Origin of the sequence: Klebsiella sp. SWET4 (assembly GCF_024296565.1) — a bacterium.
GTDB lineage: Bacteria > Pseudomonadota > Gammaproteobacteria > Enterobacterales > Enterobacteriaceae > Klebsiella > Klebsiella variicola.
Map to the genome: position 1 here is coordinate 161,897 of NZ_JANCOB010000010.1, position 19,201 is coordinate 181,097.

A 19,201-nucleotide genomic window follows, 5' to 3' on the forward strand; every position below is an offset into this window, starting at 1 on the left:
AACGTAGTACGCAAAATAATACCTGCTACAGGGACTATCGCAACCGGAAAGGGACAAAGAAATGACCAGTATCAGGAGGGCAATTCCTATCCTCATTTATTGCATCAGAGATATGACAAACAGCATATTAAAAATTGAGAATATCCGTTCAGTAGCCGTCGATATGTAAAGTGGCACGCCATGTTTAGCGATACAAACAATTCTTGCGATCCCCCTCGCATCGTGGACAATGTTTAACCATGATGAATTTATACGACAACATCAATTGTCTCATTTAAGTTACGGGATGGGGAATGGACAGTAATACTCAGGGATTCACTTCATATTGGCGTAATACCTTAGCAGATGCCGAGTCTGGAAAAGGGGCATTTGAGCGTAGAGAGGATGAATCATTTACGAAATGGACGAACGTCAATAGGGGGAGGTTGGGTGAAGATATTGTGGAATTATTCTTCAATGGTGAAGACACCCAGGTCAAGACCGTCGAGGTGCTGCTACGGCCTGAGGTATGGATCCGCCTGTTAAAGCATGGCAAGGCGCGGACTGCTGGTGCTCCTGATATTGTTACACCTTTGGTTACCGCTGCACTCCTCAACCGCGAAGGCTTTTTATTCCCTACATCGCCAGCCACCATTCCCCGTGACCTGCTCGAACCGCTCCCCAAAGGTACCTTTTCTATTGGTGAGATGGCGGAATATGACAAGTACAGAACCACGCATGATTCAATCACTTTTGGTCCCGGTAATGAGGATGAGCTGCGTGAGGAGACTGATGAACAACGAGAGGGACGATATGCTCGTTATCAGCAGTGGTGGCAAAAGTACCTTAAAGATTCAGATGAACTTTTAAAGCATGTTGCTGGCAAATGGCTCGCATCACCTGAGCAATATGAAAAAACTGGATATGGCTACATTATTAAAGCCAACCAGCCTGGAGGGGCCAGCATCCATATCCTGCCTATGTACGATCATTTGCTGACGTGCAAAAAAGAGGTGCCATTGCTGGCGCGCTTTGCCTCGAAAGAGAAGCCTCCTGTTGAGCCGCTCCTCGCCAGTAATGCCATGTTTAGTGAGCGTCTGGGACACTCCGGTGATAAGTTTCCGCTGGCTGTCGCGCAGCGCGATGCCCTGAGCCATTACCTCACTCAACAGCCCGGCGATATCCTTGCCGTAAATGGTCCTCCGGGTACCGGGAAAACGACTCTGGTTCTCTCCATCATCGCTACTGAGTGGGCGAGAGCAGCTTTAAACAAAACTGAACCACCGGTGGTGGTTGCGACATCAACCAATAATCAGGCCGTTACCAACATTATCGAGGCCTTCGGCAAAGATTTTTCTATCGGTACCGGGCCTATGGCCGGGCGTTGGTTACCAGATGTAAAAAGCTTTGGCGCTTACTTCCCGTCTTCGGGACGAAGAGCCGAGGCGGTAAAAAAATACCAGACGGAAGCCTTTTTTAACGGTGTTGAATCCCTTGAATATGTTGAAGATGCCCGGTGCTTCTTCCTTGAAAAGGCAAGGGCAGCTTTTCCGAATGAGGAATGTCATTCACCTGAACAGGTTGTGGATCTCCTGCATCAGCGTTTGGTTGAACTCTCTGCAGAGCTTGAGCAAATCGAGCCTGCATGGGATGACCTGAACGCAATCCGTCAGGAGCGGCATGCCGTCAGTGACGATCTCGAACAGTATATTCAGGATAAGAGAACGTTACTGCTTAATAGCACAAATGAAATCTCGCTATTAACGCAGGGCAAAAAACAGTGGGAACAATATCGAGCCGGAGAGTCGATCATGTTCACTCTCTTCTCCTGGCTTCCCGCCGTTCGTACTAAGCGTCACTATCAAATGAAGCTGTTTTTGGACGCTACGTTTGGCGAAAGAATGACAGCATTCCAGGGATCTCAGCCTGATGGAATTGATGCCTTTATCGATGGATTGATTGAGCAAGCTCATAAAGAACAGGCCGGGTACCAACAGCAAATTGATCACGCTGAGGACATTTCCCGACGTGAAAGTGAAGCAGTCATCCGTTGGTGCGAGATAACCCATTCGCTGGGTTATGCAGGCGAGAGGGAGCTGAATCTGAGCGAAGCCGATGAGCTTGCCGATACACAGCTCCGTTTCCCGGCGTTTTTGCTGGCGACGCATTACTGGGAAGGTCGGTGGCTGATGGATATGGCGAATATCGATAACCTTCAAGAAGAAAAAGGTCGCAAAGGGGCGAAGACTATTAAAGCCCGCTGGCTGCGAAGAATGAAGCTCACCCCTTGTGTCGTCATGACCTCCTTTATGCTTCCTCATCATATGCTTATCAGAGAACATGTTAGCGGTAAGAAGTATGATAATGGTTATTTATATAACTTCGCCGATTTGTTGATCGTCGATGAAGCGGGGCAGGTGCTTCCTGAGGTTGCTGCAGCTTCTTTCGCACTGGCGAAGAAAGCTCTGGTAATTGGCGACACAGAACAGATTGCGCCTATCTGGAACAGCCTGCCTTGTATTGATATTGGCAATATGGTTGAGGAGCATATCCTTCCAGAAGGTTCTCAGGAAGAACTTACTGAAGCTTATGCTTTGGTGTGTGAATCAGGAAAGAGCGCTGCATCCGGCAGCGTTATGAAGGTTGCACAGTTTAACTCGCGCTACCAGTACGATCCGGATTTGGCGCGGGGGATGTATCTGTACGAACACCGTCGCTGCTTCGATAACATCATTGGCTACTGTAACACCCTTAGTTATCACGGTAAGTTGCAGCCCAAACGAGGGGAAGAAAAAGGGACTATATTCCCTGCAATGGGCTATCTGCATATAGATGGTAAGGGTATGCAGGCCAATGGTGGAAGTCGTTATAACGACTTTGAAGCGAAGACGATTGCTGCATGGCTTGCAGCGCACAAAGAAGAGATTGAGCATCACTACAATAAACCGTTACATGAATTAGTTGGCATTGTGACCCCATTTTCGGCGCAGGTCAGTGCGATTAAATCGTCATTACGTAAGCTGGATATCAATTGTAGTGGCGATGAAAATTCGCTGACAGTGGGCACGGTTCATTCATTGCAGGGGGCGGAACGGGCAATTGTGCTGTTCTCTCCTGTGTATTCGAAACATGAAGATGGCGGATTTATTGATAGAGACAGCAGCATGCTGAACGTTGCCGTTTCACGTGCTAAAGATAGCTTTTTGGTCTTTGGCGATATGGACCTGTTTGAGATTCTGCCCGCTTCTTCGCCGAGAGGGTTGCTTTCAAAATACCTGTTTGCATCCGATAATAATGCACTGCAGTTTGAGTATAAAGAACGCCAGGATCTTAATACAGCGCAAACACAGATCTCTACCTTGCACGGTGTTGAGCAGCATGATGTTTTCCTGAATCAGACTTTTGATGCTATTGGTAAAAGTATTACTATTGTTTCCCCTTGGCTGACTTGGGAAAAATTGGAACAAACCGGTTTTCTGACATCAATGATCCAGGCTCGTGCTCGTGGTATCGACATTACTGTTGTAACGGATAAAAGCTTTAATACCCAAGACATTAGTTATGAAAAGCGCAAAGCAAAACAGCAGCGCCTTAATGATGCAGTGGAAAAACTTAATGCGCTGGGCATTGTGACTATGCTGGTTAATCGTGTTCACAGTAAAATCGTGATTGGTGATGAAGGGCTGCTGTGCATAGGATCGTTCAACTGGTTTAGCGCTTCGCGTGATGAGAAGTACAAACGATACGATACGTCGATGGTATACCGTGGCGAAAGCTTACAAGCGGAAATTAAAACGATTTATTCCAGCCTGGAACAGCGGAAGTTATAGGGATCTTAAAGCAATGCAGGTATCGAATGTGTTGAATTAATTTAGCGCTACTCAAGGAGGTATAGCTTCAAGATACTATGCCTCCAAACCATGCGGTTGCATTTGGATGGCTTGTTTGGCGAGGGTGGTTTAAATCATCAGTTAAACTTAGAAAAGGCCACTTTTTGAATGGCCTTTAGTCTAAGGGGAGTTTATGCTGTTGCCCGATGATTCCAGGAATCTTTGTAAATGATATTCCCATCGCAATGTTTCCATGTGATGGCCTCATACCTTAACTGAATCGTTTCGCTATGAGTGCCTGTACCAGAATCAGGAAATAAGTTGGGGGTAATTCCGGTTACTTTTACATTCTCTAATATAATATTAAAATATTCGCTTTCAACACCTGCATCAAGGATCTGATACATCTTTATGGTTGCCGACTTTAATGTTTGGTTCTCACTCAGCGCTTTGTATAAAAGGGGCGTTGTTTTATCAAAATCTTTCTGTACCGTAATAGGTGTATGTACTCTGGTTCCTGTTAATCTCCCGGTGTTTCCATCCACAGGAATGGATAGGTGGTGCGTTACCGCTTTTAATTCAATAGCGCCAATACGCCCTGTAACGAGAGAACTACCCGTTATAGGGGAGCCGTTTGTATCGGTTAGCCAAAGATATGCTGGATTTGACATGATTATTCCTTATCTCTATTTATAAATGAAGGTAAACAAAACATTATAATGACCCATAAAAACAGACCAATAATCTTAACCGGCCAGGGGTCAAGTAAGGCTATGCAAACAATAGCGCCTATAATGAGTAGCGGGCCTGATAGTAAATTAAAAACACCGCTTAACACACCTATCTTTGTTCCCAGAAATCTATTCAACGCAATGGCGATGATATAAGCGCTGCCGATTGTAATCGTTACTGCGATTATTTTATTCTGCCAGTTATTAAACTCAGTCAAGCAAATAAAGCATGCAGTAATAATATAGGTGCAGAGAACTATATCGACGAGTGGCGTGATAATTTTTTTCATATCACCCAGCCTTAGTATTTGTATTTAAATGATCTTCCACTCTTTTCATAATCTTGTCGAACACGGGGTTGCCCTCAGTGTACCCTGCATGGATGGCATCCACAAAAGGTTGTACCGCATCGGCAAATAAGAAATAAATAAGATCATAATCGCGGGGTCTTAACAACGAGTATATCTCGGGTGCTTCATTCCTGAGTTTATCAGACGTCCTGATGGAACGCTCTGCCATTCCACCAAACAAGAGGATAGTACTTAAAAAGGCTATTGGATTCCCTTTCCCCTTAAATACTACATAAGTAAATGACGTTTTTTCTATAACGGCTTTAGCGATGTTCGATGCGATAATATTCGTAGAGATTCTACCCACGATAGAGGTAACTACACTTCTGTATATTCTATCTTGTTCTGATTCGGATAGATATTTATTAAATAACTGAAAGATTAATTTAACTGCATTAATGATATTTTCATAGTTAAGAATGTCATGTCTTATCGCGGTCATCATACGGATTCTTTCTGTTTCACGTTCATATCTTGTATCCGTATCAAAGATACCGTAAATCAGATAACCATAATCTAAAGGAACAGATAACCCACCATTGATAAGCCCTGTAACTGTATCAGGAGAGATAATGATGTTATATAACTTCCGCGCTATCCCTTCTATGTCTGCCATATAGCTATCCTATGTTTAAATAAATGACTGAAGATGTACATCATTTTTGCAAGAAATAATCGATGGTAATTTACAAGAGAATAAATAACTTGATAAGTGTTACCATAACCTAATTGTTACAAATTGTATTGCAAAACGATTTTGAACCATTGATTTAAATAAGGCGTAAAACATCATTGTGTATCACTTTACGGTGGGTTATTATGATGAATTATCTTGGTGTGAGATGTATTAATTTAATAAATAATAAAGCGCATATAAGTATTCGATAAGTGATTGGATACGTAAAAAATTTGGATGTTAAAATTATTGGTTTATATGTATTTGCTCTGACTTGTTCATGGCAGAAACAGGTTATGACTCATGAACAGGCGGTTTATGTGAACACATCGACAGCATCATGTTGTGCCGTCGATATCCTTCACGAGCAAACATTGACGGATTCACCAGAGTGATATCCGCTTCCGGCCTGAGAGCGGGGGCTATAGCCAAGTGTTTGAAAATAAATAAAAGCAGGGCTAACACCAATCGTTTCATTACGTCCTGCCGCGAACTACGGCGGGGGAATAGCGATTGGTTTGCGTTATGGCATGACGACCGCGGAATTGACGATGAGACGTGGGTAGAGGGTGTGAAACGTGGTAACTTCCGTTTGCATCCGGGTACGGTTTCCGAGGGTTGTATTACTATCGCCCATAATTCTGATTTTGCCATGATCCGGAATGCGCTTATGAATACATCGTTAGTACAGGTTCCCTGCATGCGTTCCCTGATGGCTCGCGGTTGGGTGGAGGTTGTTGCCAGTGGCTCTAATAACGCTTGCCCGTAAAATAAGTAAGATCATTTATTTTATATTGCTGTTTTTGGTTCTGGGACGTGCACTTCCAAGGCCGGAAATCTATCTCGATTATGATATCGCAAGGGATATTTGCCACTTCTTGTTCGGGAGTGTGAACGCCGATACGATGTATGACACTTTCTTTTATATATCGCTAATAATAGTGATATGCCTTTCAACTGTACTCTACATTATTACTTTGAAGTTAATTTCAACGATAAGGAGCAAATGAGATGCCAATTCCTCCGTATATGTGGCTTAAAGACGATGGTGGCGCAGACACGAAAGGATCTGTTGATGTTCAGGAGCGAGAAGGCAGCATCAAAACCCGCTTATCGCCATCCCCATCCCCCCTCACCCCCTGAACACCTCCCGCCGGTGCCACGCCACAAACCCCTCCTGGGGATAACATTCTTTCCCCTGCGGCAAGGTAATCGGCTTACCATCAAAATCCCAGAACAGCCTGCCAACGATGCCCCCGCCGTTCACCGCTGGCGAAACCTGGATGCGCATATCCTCATCCAGACCAATAGATCCTTTATCAAAGGCCTTATGGTGAATCGCGCAGAGCGCCAGGCCGTTAGGGATTTCGCAGGGGCCGCCGTGCTGCTTCCATTTGATATGGGCCGCCTCCAGGGCGACGGAGGTATTATCATGGCGCATATTGAAGCCGCAGATCGCGCACTCATAGTTATAGGCGCGCAGCACCTGCTGGCGAAAATGCGGGTCGCGCTCTTTGCGGATCTGCTGCAGATCAAACCCCATCTCTTCTGCCAGTTCTTCCTGAATACTCTCCGGGAAGTGCGCCTCGAGGATCTGATGGGCGAGGGTATTGATCAGCTTCTTATTTCTGTTGAGTAACGCAAAATGCGGCTCATCAAAGCCGCCGGCGACCTGACAGAGCTCCAGCTCTTTGCCGGGCGGCTGTCGGCTGGCCTGGGTTGAACACTGTTCGCTGTTTTTCAGCTCCCAGAAGCCGTCGCCTTTCAGGCGCCAGAAGGGCATATCTGGCCGGTACTGGCGGCGCTGCGGGCCAAAGCGTTCCAGCAGGCTATGCAGCTCATCGCGTATCTCTGAGGCGTAGTCGAACATCCGCGCATGGCCGCGCTGGTACTGTGAGAGGACGTACAGCAGCAGCAGTGGCTTATGCGGCGCACGCTGTTCGCCTTTGCGCCAGATGGTGATGTTCTCGATCGCGTGTTGCAGGGTCGTGCTGGAGGGCATAGCGTTACATTGGCAGCTAAATAAATGCGATGATGCTCGCAAAATCCTTGCCGATCAACCCACCAGATGCGGCGATTCCAGGTGGATCGCTTTTTAAGTATTACGACGGATCTTGCTGTGGGAGTGGAGACCGCGTTCACCTCCTGCGGCGCAAGCCTGAAAAAAATCGGGAACGCATAACCGTTGCGTTCCCGCATTCCACAAACCCCACGCTACCTCACCGGTAGCGTGGGCCCGCTCTCTCTTACTTATCCCGCGTCTCGCCAGCCTCCCAGCTATAGCTCCCATCGGCCGCTAACCTATCGCCCAGCTCCTGATACTCGAACTGATAAAACTCAGCCTGGGTGCCGTACCCGGCGTAGTCTACCGCCGCCAGGCCGACGAACGCCCCGGTAAAGAACCCGCCGTAGCTCTGCAACACATAGTCATCGGACAGTACCGCGGCATCCAGCTGGACCGGGATCTCGGTGAAGGTCACGCCATCGAAGCTGTATTCATAGCTGTAGGTCTGCTTGCGGACCTTAGTCCGGAACCAGACGTATTCCACGCCGTCTGGCACCTTGATGGCGTTATCTTTCAGGTACGACGTGTATTTCCCGCGGTTATTTTCGCCGACTTCGATGACCTTGCCGTTAATTTCATTCCAGGTCAGGAAGACAAAGCTCCAGTGGCGGTCGTTATAGTAATTCGTTAACCCGGCCATCTGCTGGTAGCTGAAGGGCTCGAATTTTACCTTCACCGCGGCGTCAAAATAGAAGGCCTGCCAGCGGCGGGCAATCAGCGACAGGTCATGCGTATTGGCTAACGAACCCTGGCCGATTAAGGTTAATTTGCCGTCGCCGGTGGTGCCCATTTTGGCCGTAAACGGCACCCGCAGGGTATTCCAGTTCGGGTCGAGCGCTGGCGAGGTAAAGTCATCCTGCTGGCTATTATCGCTGGCGCTTTCGGTGAAGATGGCGTCTTTCGGCCCTTCGACGAAGGTTTTCCCGCCGTGACCGCCTTCAATACGCGGCCAGCCTTCGTCGTCCCAGTACACTTTCTGGATCGCGGTTTCCCGGCCGAGGGTTGACCAGCCGCGCGGATCGTAGATGGATTCCCCCGGGCGATTCCACGGCCGGGCGCAGAGCGAGGCGTAATACCATTCGCCTTCCGGGGTGGAGACCAGCGCGCCATGGCCCTGTTTCTGGATGTAGCTGTCCGGGGTGTCGACGTTGGTTAAGAACACGTCGCCCGGCTCAGTTTCGAAGCTGCCGGCCTCGAGGGTTTTCGACCGCGCCACCACCTCCTGGTGGGTAAACACGGTGCCGCCCTGGGCGGCAAACAGATAGTAGTAGCCGTTCAGTTTATAGAGGTGCGGCCCCTCGACCAGCGCCACGGCGGTGCCGCGGTAAATGGTGCGCGCGGTTTCCGGCATTAACTTCAGCGTGTTGGTATCCAGCTCCGTTAAGGTAATGCCATCGAAGGGATGATGGTACTCCCGGTGATCCCAGGTTTGCTGGACGATATATTTCCGTCCATCGTCGTCATGGAACAGCGAGGCGTCAAACCCGACACCGTTCAGCTTGATCGGGTCGCTCCACGGGCCCCGAATATCCTTCGCGGTGGTCAGGTAGTTGGTCATGTCTTTAAAGGCGCCTTCGGTGACCTTCACATCGGTATACACCAACCAGAATTGCCCATCGGCCCAGGAGAGCGCCGGCGCCCAAATGCCGCCCGAGGAGGGGTTGCCCTTCATGTCCAGCAGGGTGGTGGTGGAGAGCGGCGAAGGCAGCAGGTTCCAGTTTTTCAGGTCTTTCGACTCATGTAAACGCACGCCCGGGAACCACTCAAACGTCGAGTTAGCAATATAGTACGTATCCTCGACGCGAATAATACTGGGGTCGGCATTAAAGCCGCGTAATATCGGGTTTTGAATAAGTGACATTTCATTACACCTTTTAAAATGGAAAGTGACGAATCGGTCTGATTTATAATTTTTTTAACTACACGCGGATCTCATCCAGCTGACGGTTAATGTCGGTAACATGTTTATCGGAGATCGGATAAACCTGGATAATCACCATCGAAATAGCGGCCAGCGCGATCGGGATCCACACCGCGGTCATAATGATCCCGTCGATGGCGCTGGCGCTCTGCACGGCGCCGCTTTCATTAAATCCATACACCGCCAGCAGCCACAGCGGGATCGCGCCGCCGATGGTGAAGCCGATCTTGAAGAAGAGTCCCATAATGGCATTGATAATGGCGGCATTGCGTTTGCCTGATTTTAATTCGCCGTACGCGATGACTTCCGGTACCAGCGCCCACATAAAGCCGGTGGCGGAAGTTAAGCCCCACTGTTTAATAAAGGTGGCGATGTAGGCCAGCCACAGGGCGTCGTGCATCCCTTCGCGTGACCAGACGTAGGTCAGCAGTTCGCCGACGATGAACATGGCGAGGAACAGATGGAAGAAGCCTTTTTTACCAAAGATTTTTTTCAGTTTCGGCCAGAACACCGGGAAGGCGATACCGGGAATAGATGCGACGAGACCCACGGCGCCCATCCATTCGGAGTGGCCGACGACGAATTGGTTGAAGAAGCCGTTAACGGTGTTCATGAAGAACATGAAGGTAAAGGCCAGCATAAAGAACATGCCGAGAATAACCAGCGGGCGGTTATGTCTGAGTTCGTGGAAAAGGTCAGTGGTTTTGACGTTGGCGGTCTGCTCGGCGGTCGCGACAACGCGTTCTTTGGTGAATTTATAACAAATAAACAGGGCCACCGCGCCGATGATCATATAGATGGCGTACACGCCAAACCAGGCGTAGTTCGCCGACGGATCGGTATAGTTGCCGAGATTCAGCTCAAGGCCAAAAAAGCCGGTGTCTTTCAGGCTGCGATCTTTCGGCGCCGCCATCTGCACAAACATCGGGAACAGGGTATAGACCAGCAGGTTGGCGCTGTTGGCCAGCATCATGCGGGTACTGGTCAGTTTATCGATCGATTCCGGGTCGCGGGTCAGCGACGCATTCAGCGAGCCATAGGGAATATTGACTAAGGAATAAACCAGGTCCAGCGCCAGATAAATAATAAAGGCGAAAGCCACCGAACCTTTCACCCCAGGGATGGGCGCGAACAGTAATGCCGACAGGATCACCAGCGGCACGCCGGCTCGTAACAGCCAGGGACGATATTTCCCCGCTTTCGAGGTTCGTTTATCCACGTAGGTTCCGACCATCGGATCCCAAAACACATTAATGATACGGACAAAAAGAAAAATAAAGCCTGCCGTTGCCGTGCTGATGGTATTTACCGTCAGCATATGCAAAGCCAGAAAACCCCCAATTGTGCCGAAAACCAGGTTTTGCGCAAAGTCGCCCATGCCATAACCAATTCGTTCTCCGCGGGTTAATTTATGATATTCATCATGCCGACTGTGCATTATGTTTTTACTCATTCTAAGCAGACTCCGGTTTGTTTTGTGTAGGTGAAACACTTTCTGACACAGTTGACCTGGAAGAATCTATTACGTTTTTAAATTACGTAATTATGTTTTTTTACTTCTGTGATCCTCGAAGCAAAGGCCTGTATCGCCTGCGTTGAATCGTTATCCGCCGCTAATTTTCGGGCAGGCAGGCATTGTGACAAAACCGGCATTTTAATTTGGTATGGATACCTGAGTTCCCCAGGAAGTGTACGCTATACGCGCGCGAAGCGAGATATTTAAAATAGTTTTATTTGCGAGATGGCTCACATTTGAGCATTTTCTCAATCGCCGAGTGAAATAACGTAATTGAGCAACCGACGATGAGAATACACGATGTGTCACAGTTGTTAATTTTCCTGTTTCTCAATTTCGGAGTTCATCATGCAAACCTATTTCGACCAGGTTGATCGCGTTCGCTTTGCCGGACCCAAAACCGATAATCCGCTGGCGTTTCGCCACTATAATCCGGATGAAATCGTGCTGGGAAAACGCATGGCAGACCATCTGCGTTTTGCCGCCTGTTATTGGCATAACTTCTGCTGGAATGGCGCGGATATGTTTGGCGCCGGTTCGTTTGAGCGTCCCTGGCAGGCCGCGGGCGATGCGCTGGAAATGGCCAAACGCAAAGCGGACGTGGCGTTTGAATTTTTCTACAAGCTCAACGTGCCGTATTACTGCTTCCACGATGTCGACGTCTCGCCAGAAGGCGCGTCGCTGAAAGAATATCTGCACAATTTCGCCGTGATGACCGAGGTGCTGGCGGAGAAACAGCAGCAAACCGGCGTGAAACTGCTGTGGGGCACCGCCAACTGCTTTACCCACCCGCGCTACGGCGCCGGAGCGGCGACCAACCCCGATCCGGAGGTGTTTGCCTGGGCGGCCACGCAGGTGGTGACCGCCATGAACGCCACCCACCAGCTCGGCGGCGAAAACTATGTGCTGTGGGGCGGCCGCGAAGGGTACGAGTCGCTGCTGAATACCGACCTGCGTCAGGAGCGTGAGCAGATTGGCCGCTTCCTGCAGATGGTGGTGGAGCACAAGCATAAGATTGGCTTTGGCGGCACGCTGCTTATCGAGCCGAAACCGCAGGAGCCCACCAAGCATCAGTACGATTACGATGTCGCGACGGTGTATGGTTTCCTGAAGCAGTTTGGTCTGGAAAATGAGATCAAGGTGAACATTGAAGCCAACCACGCCACCCTGGCGGGGCACTCTTTCCACCATGAAATCGCCAGCGCCATCGCGCTGGGGATCTTCGGCTCCGTTGATGCCAACCGCGGCGATGCGCAGCTCGGCTGGGATACGGACCAGTTCCCGAACAGCGTGGAAGAAAATACCCTGGTGATGTACGAGATCCTCAAAGCCGGGGGATTCACCACCGGCGGCCTGAACTTTGACGCCAAAGTTCGTCGGCAGAGCACCGACAAATACGACATGTTCTATGGCCATATTGGCGCCATGGACGTGATGGCGCTGTCCCTTAAGCTGGCCGCGCGCATGATTGAGGATGGCAAGCTCGATCAGGGTCTGGCAAAACGCTATGCCGGCTGGCAGAGCGAGCTGGGGCAGAAAATTATGACCGGGCAGATGTCGCTGGATAATATTGCCCGGTACGCTGAGCAGCATAATCTGAATCCGCAGCCTCACAGCGGGCGTCAGGAATTACTCGAAAATCTCGTCAATACCTATATCTTTGGTTGAATTTTGCTGACATGCCCCTGCGGGGGCATGTATTGCGCCGTCTGCCTGCAGCCGAAAAATAGCGTTTATTTGTTCGTGCTGTGTTTTTTGTCAGTGGCGAAAGACCACCTGTTTAATATCAGCGAAGGAGGGAAGGTAGCGATAATTGTGTAATGCCTCTGTGACCGTACAAAATAAAAAATAACTTGTTCTGATGATAGCGACATATTCTGTCAGCTCAGAATAGGCTGGTTATTGTCTGAATAAAATTAACCTATATTGAGAAACTCATGACAATGATAAAAAAGCTTCCATTAACCATGGCGGTTATCGCCGCGTTTTTTCCGCTTACCTCTGTAATGGCGCAAGAATTTACTCAGGAACAGATCGACGCCATCGTCGCCAAAGCCGTTGATAAAGCGCTGGCCGACCGCCAGGCGAAAATCGACGCCGCGGCCGACAAAAAGGTCGACGTGATCACCAACCCGCAGACCACCGCCGCCTCGCCGGATATGGCCATTCCGTTCGGCCTCAAGTTCAGCGGCTATGCCCGCTATGGAGCCCACTTCCAGACCGGCGACCAGAAATATGTCGGCGTCGACGGCTCCTATAACGGCGCCTCGGCGATCGGCCGTCTCGGCAACGAAAGCAACGGCGGCGAATTCCAGATCAGCAAGGCCTTCAAAAGCGCGCAGGGGGCTATCTGGGATCTCAACGTGATGTTCGACCACTGGAGCGACGAGGTTAACCTGAAGAAGGCCTACGTCGGCGTCACCAACGTCCTCGACTCCAACCCCAACGCCTATCTCTGGGCCGGCCGCGACTTCCACCAGCGTCCGCAACAGGGGATCAACGACTACTTCTGGATGAACCACGACGGCCAGGGCGCCGGGGTGAAGAACTTTGATATCGGCGGCGTGCAGTTTGACGTGGCGACGGTCTCGCAGGTGAAATCCTGTAGCCCGGAAGTGATGGCCGATGAGACCAACCCGTCGCGCATCACCTGTACCGGTAGCTCCGATACCGGCGACAACGGCCACTACGCGCTGACCACCAAAACCCACAACATCAAGGCCGGGCCGATCGACGTCGAGGTGTACGCCAACTACGGTTTTGACTCGAAGGCGGTGGACAGCGACGCGCGCCTCGAAGCCTGGCAGGGCGGCCTGGTGCTGAGCCACACCAACGACAGCGGGGTGAACAAGGTGATCCTGCGCTACTCCGACAACTCGGATAACAGCGTCTACAACAAAACCGACGACCTGACCACGGTCTACGCCAGCTTCGAGGGCAGCCATAAGTTCACCCAGCAGGCGCAGATCGAATACCTGCTGGCTTTCCATGACTACGACAACGGCAAGGACAACACCGACAACCGTAAAAACTACGGCGCCATCGTGCGGCCGATGTACTTCTGGAACGACGTGCACTCCACCTGGCTGGAAGCGGGCTACCAGCGCGTGGATTACGACCAGGGCGGGGATAACCACGGCTGGAAGCTGACGCTGTCGCAGAACATCGCCATCGGCATGGGGCCGGAGTTCCGTCCGATGCTGCGCTTCTACGTGACCGGCGGTCAGGTGGACAACGAGCATACCGCGAAGGTCAACAACACCAAAGACCAGCAGCTGGATTCGCTGAACGTCGGCGGGATGTTTGAGGCGTGGTTCTGATGCGATAGCGCTGTCGAAGGAGCGTTCCCGGCTGGCGCTACGCTTAGCCGGGCTACGACTGAGGAGGCCTGCGGGATCCCCCCCAGGCCCGCGCAAGCGCAGCGCCGCCGGGCGGTCGGGCGCCGTACCTGCGGTAGTGCCGGATGGCGGCATACATGCCTTATCCGGCCTACGTTCCTTCCCGCAGGCTCACACAACGTAGGCCCGCGCAAGCGCAGCGCCGCCGGGCGGTCAGGCGCCGTACCTGAGGTAGTGCCGGATGGCGGCATACATGCCTTATCCGGCCTACGATCCCTCACACAGGCTCACACCCCGTAGGCCCGCGCAAGCGTAGCGCCGCCGGGCAGCTGGTTCAGGCCAACTCCCTCAGTTCACCGTCAGGCGCAGGGCCAGATCCTGCGGGTAGGGGTCAAAATAGTTCTGCGCCTGGAGGTAGCGATCCGGATACTCGGCCAGATAGTGCTTAAGCAGCGTCAGCGGGGCGAGGATCGGCAGCAGCCCGGCGCGATAGTTGAGGATCACCTCCCGCAGCTCGCCGCGCTGGCGGCTGTTCAGCTGGTCGCGGAAATAACCCTGAATATGCATCAGCACGTTGGTGTGGTTTTTCCGCGAGGCGGGCTGCTTGAGGATCGCCATCAGCTTTTCGCGATAGACCTCGAAGAACGCCTCCAGATCCTCCCATTCATGCAGCGAGGCGACGAACGGGCCGATCTCCCGGTAGCCCGCCTGGTGGTGAGCCAGCAGCTGCAGCTTGTAGCGGCTGTGAAAGGCCAGCAGGCCGTGACGGGTCAGGCCGCGGGCGCGCAGGGCGTTGAGTTCATGCAGGGCGAAAACGCGCTCGACAAAATTCTCCCGCAGCAACGGATCGTGCAGCCGGCCATCCTCTTCCACCGGCAGCCACGGGTAGCGCGCCATCAGGGCGCCGGTAAACAGCCCCACGCCTTCCTTACGCCCGCGATTGCCTTTTTCGTCATACAGCCGCACGCGCTCCATCCCGCAGCTCGGCGATTTGGCGCAGACGATAAAGCCCGACAGTTCGCCCAGGGTTGCCAGATGGGCGCTGGCGAAATCAGCCATCTTCTCCGTCACATCCTCGTGCGGGGCGTGGCTGAAGCGCATGCGGATCTCCCCGACCGGGGTCTGCACCAGGCGGAGCGCCGGGCGGGGAACGGGCAGGCCGATCGCCATCTCCGGGCAGACGGGTTTAAACGCCACCCACTGCGCGAGCTCATCCATCACAAAGCCCATACGCTTATGCCCGCCGTCGAATCGCACGGCTGAGCCGGTTAAACATCCGCTGATCCCAATGACAGGTTGCGTGTTCATGGCGCTGTCCTCTCTTCTGCTGTGGTTCGGGTAAAGAAAAGGGTCACGGTGGCGACCGTAATGCCGAATTTCTTCATCTCGGTTTTGTTAAACAAATGGCTGCCGTCCTGCAGGAACATCCAGTCGTCAAAGTGCAGCAGCCACCGGCTGCCGCTGGCCTCGACGTTCATGCTGTAGCGCCAGTGAAAGGCATTGCCTGCCGCCTGGCCGCTGGCCACGCCTTCGATGTCCCCGGCGGTGCCCTGATAACGGTTATCGCCGGTGCGGCGAATGCGCCACACCCGCTGCTGCTTCTCGCCATCGTCATAGACAAAGCGCTCATGGAGGGTCAGGGTGTCGCCGACGACGTCGCCATCGATCGCTACATGAAAGCGGCGCAGCTGCTTGCCGCTGCGATCCTGCACCATCCCCCACGCCTCGGTTCGCCCCTGAAAATAGTGGAAAATGTCGAGGGCGGGCTGCTGCTGCCGGTACTCCGTGACCTCGGTGCTGCAGCCGGTGAGGATCAGCATCAGCAGCGCCAGGCCAAGGGTCAGAATGCGTTTCATGGTGTACCTCCGATCAACTGCTGACGCAGTTCGGGATAAGTGGTGCGCGGATCGAGCCAGATGGCGAGAAAGCGGGTGCTGAACGCCGCCGACTGGCGCGGGCCGAGCGGGGTAAAGGCGGTCTGCGCGGCGCTGGCGCGGTACCAGAACTGCCCCTCGCCGCCGCTGACCACGAACGCCAGCTGGCTGCCCGGCGCGACGTCCGGCCAGATCCCCTGCAGCATGCGCAGCCAGGCTTCGCTGCGCGGCTCCTGCTGCAGAATGCCCTGCGCCTGCCACTGGTCGCGGGTGGCGTCCACCAGCGCGTCGCGATCGATGTCGCGCCGGTAGGTGATGATCAGCGCCCGATCCTGCTGCGGGCCGTCATACCGGCCATTGGGTGTGCGCAGCTGCGAGTGATAGACGGTGAACGGCCCCCAGGTGAGGGTCGCCTCGCCGACGCGGCGCCACGTCAGCCAGTCGGCGGCGTGGGCCGCCGGGGCGAGGGTGGTCAGCCACAGCAGTAACAGCGCGAATCTCATTTTCGCCTCCCCATCCCCAGATGGAATAACAGCATGAGCACCAGCCAGCCGCAGGCCATGGCGGCCACGGCAAGCGCCATCGGCACCAGCAGGCTCATGGCTCCGAGGCGAGCGCCGATCAGGTAGGCCACCGGGCCGCCGACGGTGGCGGCCGTGGCCAGCACCCAGCCGGGAAGCGTCGTGGCGCGGGTCAGTCGGGTCCAGACGACGGCGAACATCAGCCACAGGGCCACCATCCACAGGGGCAGCAGGCTGTCGCCGCGAAAATCGATCAGTCCCGCCAGCGCCCAGCAGGCGTCCAGGCCGCAGCCCGCCGCGGCCAACAGCAGGGCGGACGGACGACTGGCCGCCGGCAACCGCAGCCAGGCGAAGATCGCCAGCGTCAGCCAGATCAGCAGGCCGCGCTCGCGCAACATCACCACCAGCGTCCAGTAAACATCGAACGCGAGGGCCATCAGCAGGTGCTGCGCCGGGCGTGTCATACCCGCTCCGCGGTGAGCTGCACCACGCTGATGGTGCGGGCGTTAAATCCGGCTTCGCAGTAGCCGAAGTAGTAGAGCCACATCCGGCGGAAGCGCTCATCAAAGCCGAGCTTTTCAATATCCTGCCAGGCGTGGGTAAAACGCTGCCGCCAGTGCGCCAGGGTGCGGGCGTAATCCGGGCCCATGTCGAACAGGTTGCGCACCACAAAATCGGTATGGCGGGTCATCAGCTCGCTCATTGCGGTGATGCTGGGCAAAAAGCCGCCGGGGAAGATGTAGCGCTGGATAAAATCGACGCTTTTGCTGTAGTCGCGGTAACGCTGATCCTGGATGGTGATCGCCTGCAGGGCCATTCTGCCGCCCGGGCGCAGGCGCGCCTGGCAGGTGCGGAAGAAGGCCGGCAGGTAGCGCTGGCCCACCGCCTCAATCATCTCCACCGACACCAGTTTGTCGTACTCGCCGCGCAGATCGCGGTAGTCGCAGAGCAGCACCTCGACGCGATCCTGCAGCCCGGCGCGGGCCATGCGCTCGGTAGCCCAGCGGTGCTGCTCCCGGGAAAGGGTGGTGGTGGTGACCCGGCAGCCGTAATGGCGGGCGGCGTACTCGGCCAGCGCCCCCCAGCCGGTGCCAATCTCCAGCAGATGATCGCCGGGAGTGAGCGCCAGCTGGTCGCACAGGCGCGCCATCTTGGCCCGCTGGGCCTGGGTCAGATCCTGCTGGTCATCGGTAAACAACGCGCTGGAGTAGAGCAGGTCGTCATCCAGAAAGTGGGCATAAAATTCGTTGCCGAGATCGTAATGGGCGGCGATGTTCTCCCGCGCCTGAGCGCGGGTGTTGCGGCGGGTCCAGTGGTGCAGGCGGGCGACGGGCTTGCCCAGCAGACGAAAGCCGCGCTCCAGACGCCCCAGCACCTCGCCGTTGCGCGCGAGGATCTGCAGCAGCGCCGTCAGCTGGTGGCTCTCCCAGTCGCCGTCCATCCAGGCCTCGGCCGCCGCCAGGCTGCCGCCGGTCAGCAGACGCCAGTACACCTCCGGCGTGCAGACCCGCGCCTCGGCGCGCAGTGCGGCGGCGGGGTCGCCAAAATGAAAAGTCTGCGCCCCTTCGCGCACGGTGAGCGAGCCTTCGCGGAGGCCGCTCAACAGACGAAAGAGCAGCCAGCGCGCGAGCCGCACGTTGCGCGGCACATCGGGTTCAAGCGCAAAGACGGGATCGGTCATGAGCGTTCACTCCTGCTGACAGGATGGTTGTACAGCGGCACGCGCTTCAGCCACAGCCGCAGCGCCTGCCAGTAGATGGCGAGGACGGTTTTCAGGGTCATCAGCGGCAGACGCAGCAGCAGCCCGCGCAGGTTGGCGCGGGTCAATGGCACGCGGCTCAGGGCCAGCGTGGCGTCGAACACCTTACTGGCCTGATGGTTTTCAATATGCATGTGCAGCGTTTTGCCGGGCGCGTTGAAGCGCCAGTGATAGACCATGTCCATCGGGTTAAACGGCGAAACGTGAAAGGCTTTCTCCAGCGGGCGCGCCTGCTGGCCGTCCACCGCGTAGTAATGACGCTCATTCCACGGCGTGTTGCGCACTTCGGCCAGCACCCAGCGCAGGATGTTGGCCTCGTCATAGCAGTAGTAAAAGTTGACCGGATTAAAATGGAAGCCGAAGTAGCGCAGCTGGGTCAGGAGCATCACGCGTCCCGCCGGGCGGCAACCGGTCAGGCTCTCCAGACGGTTCAGCACCTGGGTCTTCAGCGGCGCGCCCAGCGGATAATCGGCGTCGTACCAGGCGGCGGCGGCCAGGCGGTTGCGGCGGATACCCGCCTCAGGCAGCCTGTCCAGTTCGTCGAGGTCGAGCCAGGCCATAAACAGGCGGTAGACGAAGTGGTGCGCCTTCGGCTGCAGGCGACGGTGGCGCAGGACGCCCTGATAGAGGCAGCTGTTCAT

At 54.0% G+C, this 19,201-nt stretch carries 17 protein-coding genes and 1 pseudogene; 6 read left to right on the top strand and 12 right to left on the bottom strand.

Going from position 1 to position 19,201, the window contains the following annotated elements; genetic code table 11:
- Nucleotides 1-293 precede the first annotated feature (293 nt).
- Nucleotides 294-3,809, top strand: a complete 3,516-nt coding sequence (locus NKJ21_RS21205; protein ID WP_239270757.1) for an AAA domain-containing protein — start codon at nt 294-296, stop codon at nt 3,807-3,809.
- 191 nt (nt 3,810-4,000) lie between these two features.
- On the opposite strand, the gene NKJ21_RS21210 is transcribed toward NKJ21_RS21205, so the two are convergent.
- Genes NKJ21_RS21210 through NKJ21_RS21220 form a run of 3 tightly spaced genes read right to left on the bottom strand, consistent with a single transcriptional unit; the run spans nt 4,001 to nt 5,506 of the window.
- Nucleotides 4,001-4,480, bottom strand: a complete 480-nt coding sequence (locus tag NKJ21_RS21210; protein WP_004192264.1) for a type VI secretion system tube protein TssD — start codon at nt 4,478-4,480, stop codon at nt 4,001-4,003.
- Nucleotides 4,481-4,482: 2 nt separating this feature from the next.
- The gene (locus NKJ21_RS21215; RefSeq protein ID WP_048267385.1) at nt 4,483-4,830 is read right to left on the bottom strand and encodes a hypothetical protein; all 348 of its coding nucleotides are present in this window, start codon (nt 4,828-4,830) and stop codon (nt 4,483-4,485) included.
- Between the two features lies 1 nt (nt 4,831).
- Nucleotides 4,832-5,506: a hypothetical protein gene (locus tag NKJ21_RS21220; RefSeq protein ID WP_130993856.1), complete on the bottom strand. Its 675-nt coding sequence runs from the start codon at nt 5,504-5,506 to the stop codon at nt 4,832-4,834.
- 451 nt (nt 5,507-5,957) lie between these two features.
- On the opposite strand from NKJ21_RS21220, the gene NKJ21_RS21225 reads away from it, so the two are divergent.
- The 3 genes and pseudogenes from NKJ21_RS21225 to NKJ21_RS21235 all read left to right on the top strand — a co-directional run.
- Complete coding sequence (locus tag NKJ21_RS21225; RefSeq protein WP_074192907.1) at nt 5,958-6,335, top strand: DUF2778 domain-containing protein; 378 nt, start codon at nt 5,958-5,960, stop codon at nt 6,333-6,335.
- Nucleotides 6,310-6,576 carry a hypothetical protein gene (locus tag NKJ21_RS21230; RefSeq protein WP_048267389.1) on the top strand — a complete coding sequence of 89 codons (267 nt, stop codon included), beginning with the start codon at nt 6,310-6,312 and terminating at the stop codon, nt 6,574-6,576. The genes NKJ21_RS21225 and NKJ21_RS21230 overlap by 26 nt, the downstream gene beginning before the upstream one ends.
- 1 nt (nt 6,577) lies before the next feature.
- Nucleotides 6,578-6,670, top strand: a pseudogene (locus NKJ21_RS21235) (type VI secretion system tube protein Hcp); the annotation flags it as partial.
- A gap of 28 nt (nt 6,671-6,698) precedes the next feature.
- Here the strand turns inward: NKJ21_RS21235 and NKJ21_RS21240 are convergent.
- From NKJ21_RS21240 to NKJ21_RS21250, 3 genes are all read right to left on the bottom strand, one after another.
- On the bottom strand, nt 6,699-7,568 hold the full coding sequence (locus NKJ21_RS21240) for a phosphorothioated DNA-binding restriction endonuclease (protein ID WP_048267390.1): 870 nt from the start codon (nt 7,566-7,568) through the stop codon (nt 6,699-6,701).
- A 244-nt stretch (nt 7,569-7,812) separates the two neighbouring features.
- On the bottom strand, nt 7,813-9,492 hold the full coding sequence (locus NKJ21_RS21245; RefSeq protein WP_023296977.1) for a glycoside hydrolase family 43 protein: 1,680 nt from the start codon (nt 9,490-9,492) through the stop codon (nt 7,813-7,815).
- A 58-nt stretch (nt 9,493-9,550) separates the two neighbouring features.
- Nucleotides 9,551-10,990: an MFS transporter gene (locus tag NKJ21_RS21250; protein ID WP_074193553.1), complete on the bottom strand. Its 1,440-nt coding sequence runs from the start codon at nt 10,988-10,990 to the stop codon at nt 9,551-9,553.
- Nucleotides 10,991-11,416: 426 nt separating this feature from the next.
- Between NKJ21_RS21250 and xylA the strand changes: the two genes are divergently transcribed.
- Together xylA and NKJ21_RS21260 are read left to right on the top strand one after the other, a co-directional pair.
- A complete protein-coding gene (xylA, locus tag NKJ21_RS21255; protein ID WP_218796176.1) occupies nt 11,417-12,736 on the top strand; it encodes a xylose isomerase in 1,320 nt (439 codons plus the stop codon).
- Nucleotides 12,737-13,005: 269 nt separating this feature from the next.
- On the top strand, nt 13,006-14,388 hold the full coding sequence (locus tag NKJ21_RS21260) for a carbohydrate porin (protein WP_131027607.1): 1,383 nt from the start codon (nt 13,006-13,008) through the stop codon (nt 14,386-14,388).
- A 366-nt stretch (nt 14,389-14,754) separates the two neighbouring features.
- Here NKJ21_RS21260 and NKJ21_RS21265 read toward each other — a convergent pair whose 3' ends face one another.
- From NKJ21_RS21265 to NKJ21_RS21290, 6 genes are read right to left on the bottom strand one after another with little or no spacing between them, the layout of a single operon-like run.
- Entirely contained in the window at nt 14,755-15,714 is a 960-nt protein-coding gene (locus tag NKJ21_RS21265; RefSeq protein WP_004178436.1) for a DUF523 and DUF1722 domain-containing protein, read from the bottom strand.
- The gene (locus tag NKJ21_RS21270) at nt 15,711-16,262 is read right to left on the bottom strand and encodes a DUF3833 domain-containing protein (protein WP_096834951.1); all 552 of its coding nucleotides are present in this window, start codon (nt 16,260-16,262) and stop codon (nt 15,711-15,713) included. The genes NKJ21_RS21265 and NKJ21_RS21270 overlap by 4 nt, the downstream gene beginning before the upstream one ends.
- Nucleotides 16,259-16,783, bottom strand: coding sequence for a hypothetical protein (locus NKJ21_RS21275; protein WP_012543011.1), 525 nt, complete (start codon nt 16,781-16,783; stop codon nt 16,259-16,261). The genes NKJ21_RS21270 and NKJ21_RS21275 overlap by 4 nt, the downstream gene beginning before the upstream one ends.
- Nucleotides 16,780-17,265 carry a DUF2878 domain-containing protein gene (locus NKJ21_RS21280; RefSeq protein ID WP_012969053.1) on the bottom strand — a complete coding sequence of 162 codons (486 nt, stop codon included), beginning with the start codon at nt 17,263-17,265 and terminating at the stop codon, nt 16,780-16,782. The genes NKJ21_RS21275 and NKJ21_RS21280 overlap by 4 nt, the downstream gene beginning before the upstream one ends.
- Nucleotides 17,262-18,482, bottom strand: a complete 1,221-nt coding sequence (locus NKJ21_RS21285; RefSeq protein ID WP_016160201.1) for a cyclopropane-fatty-acyl-phospholipid synthase family protein — start codon at nt 18,480-18,482, stop codon at nt 17,262-17,264. Before NKJ21_RS21285 ends, NKJ21_RS21280 begins: the two co-directional genes overlap by 4 nt.
- The gene (locus tag NKJ21_RS21290; RefSeq protein WP_012969051.1) at nt 18,479-19,201 is read right to left on the bottom strand and encodes a DUF1365 domain-containing protein; all 723 of its coding nucleotides are present in this window, start codon (nt 19,199-19,201) and stop codon (nt 18,479-18,481) included. The genes NKJ21_RS21285 and NKJ21_RS21290 overlap by 4 nt, the downstream gene beginning before the upstream one ends.

Bases quoted from the DNA above. Each gene is read 5' to 3' on its own strand.
- NKJ21_RS21275 (WP_012543011.1), bottom strand. From the start codon at position 16,783: ATGAGATTCGCGCTGTTACTGCTGTGGCTGACCACCCTCGCCCCGGCG.
- xylA (WP_218796176.1), top strand. From the start codon at position 11,417: ATGCAAACCTATTTCGACCAGGTTGATCGCGTTCGCTTTGCCGGACCC.
- NKJ21_RS21290 (WP_012969051.1), bottom strand. From the start codon at position 19,201: ATGAACAGCTGCCTCTATCAGGGCGTCCTGCGCCACCGTCGCCTGCAG.
- NKJ21_RS21205 (WP_239270757.1), top strand. From the start codon at position 294: ATGGACAGTAATACTCAGGGATTCACTTCATATTGGCGTAATACCTTA.
- NKJ21_RS21285 (WP_016160201.1), bottom strand. From the start codon at position 18,482: ATGACCGATCCCGTCTTTGCGCTTGAACCCGATGTGCCGCGCAACGTG.
- NKJ21_RS21210 (WP_004192264.1), bottom strand. From the start codon at position 4,480: ATGTCAAATCCAGCATATCTTTGGCTAACCGATACAAACGGCTCCCCT.
- NKJ21_RS21265 (WP_004178436.1), bottom strand. From the start codon at position 15,714: ATGAACACGCAACCTGTCATTGGGATCAGCGGATGTTTAACCGGCTCA.
- NKJ21_RS21220 (WP_130993856.1), bottom strand. From the start codon at position 5,506: ATGGCAGACATAGAAGGGATAGCGCGGAAGTTATATAACATCATTATC.
- NKJ21_RS21260 (WP_131027607.1), top strand. From the start codon at position 13,006: ATGACAATGATAAAAAAGCTTCCATTAACCATGGCGGTTATCGCCGCG.
- NKJ21_RS21215 (WP_048267385.1), bottom strand. From the start codon at position 4,830: ATGAAAAAAATTATCACGCCACTCGTCGATATAGTTCTCTGCACCTAT.
- NKJ21_RS21245 (WP_023296977.1), bottom strand. From the start codon at position 9,492: ATGTCACTTATTCAAAACCCGATATTACGCGGCTTTAATGCCGACCCC.
- NKJ21_RS21280 (WP_012969053.1), bottom strand. From the start codon at position 17,265: ATGACACGCCCGGCGCAGCACCTGCTGATGGCCCTCGCGTTCGATGTT.
- NKJ21_RS21240 (WP_048267390.1), bottom strand. From the start codon at position 7,568: ATGCCCTCCAGCACGACCCTGCAACACGCGATCGAGAACATCACCATC.
- NKJ21_RS21270 (WP_096834951.1), bottom strand. From the start codon at position 16,262: ATGAAACGCATTCTGACCCTTGGCCTGGCGCTGCTGATGCTGATCCTC.
- NKJ21_RS21250 (WP_074193553.1), bottom strand. From the start codon at position 10,990: ATGCACAGTCGGCATGATGAATATCATAAATTAACCCGCGGAGAACGA.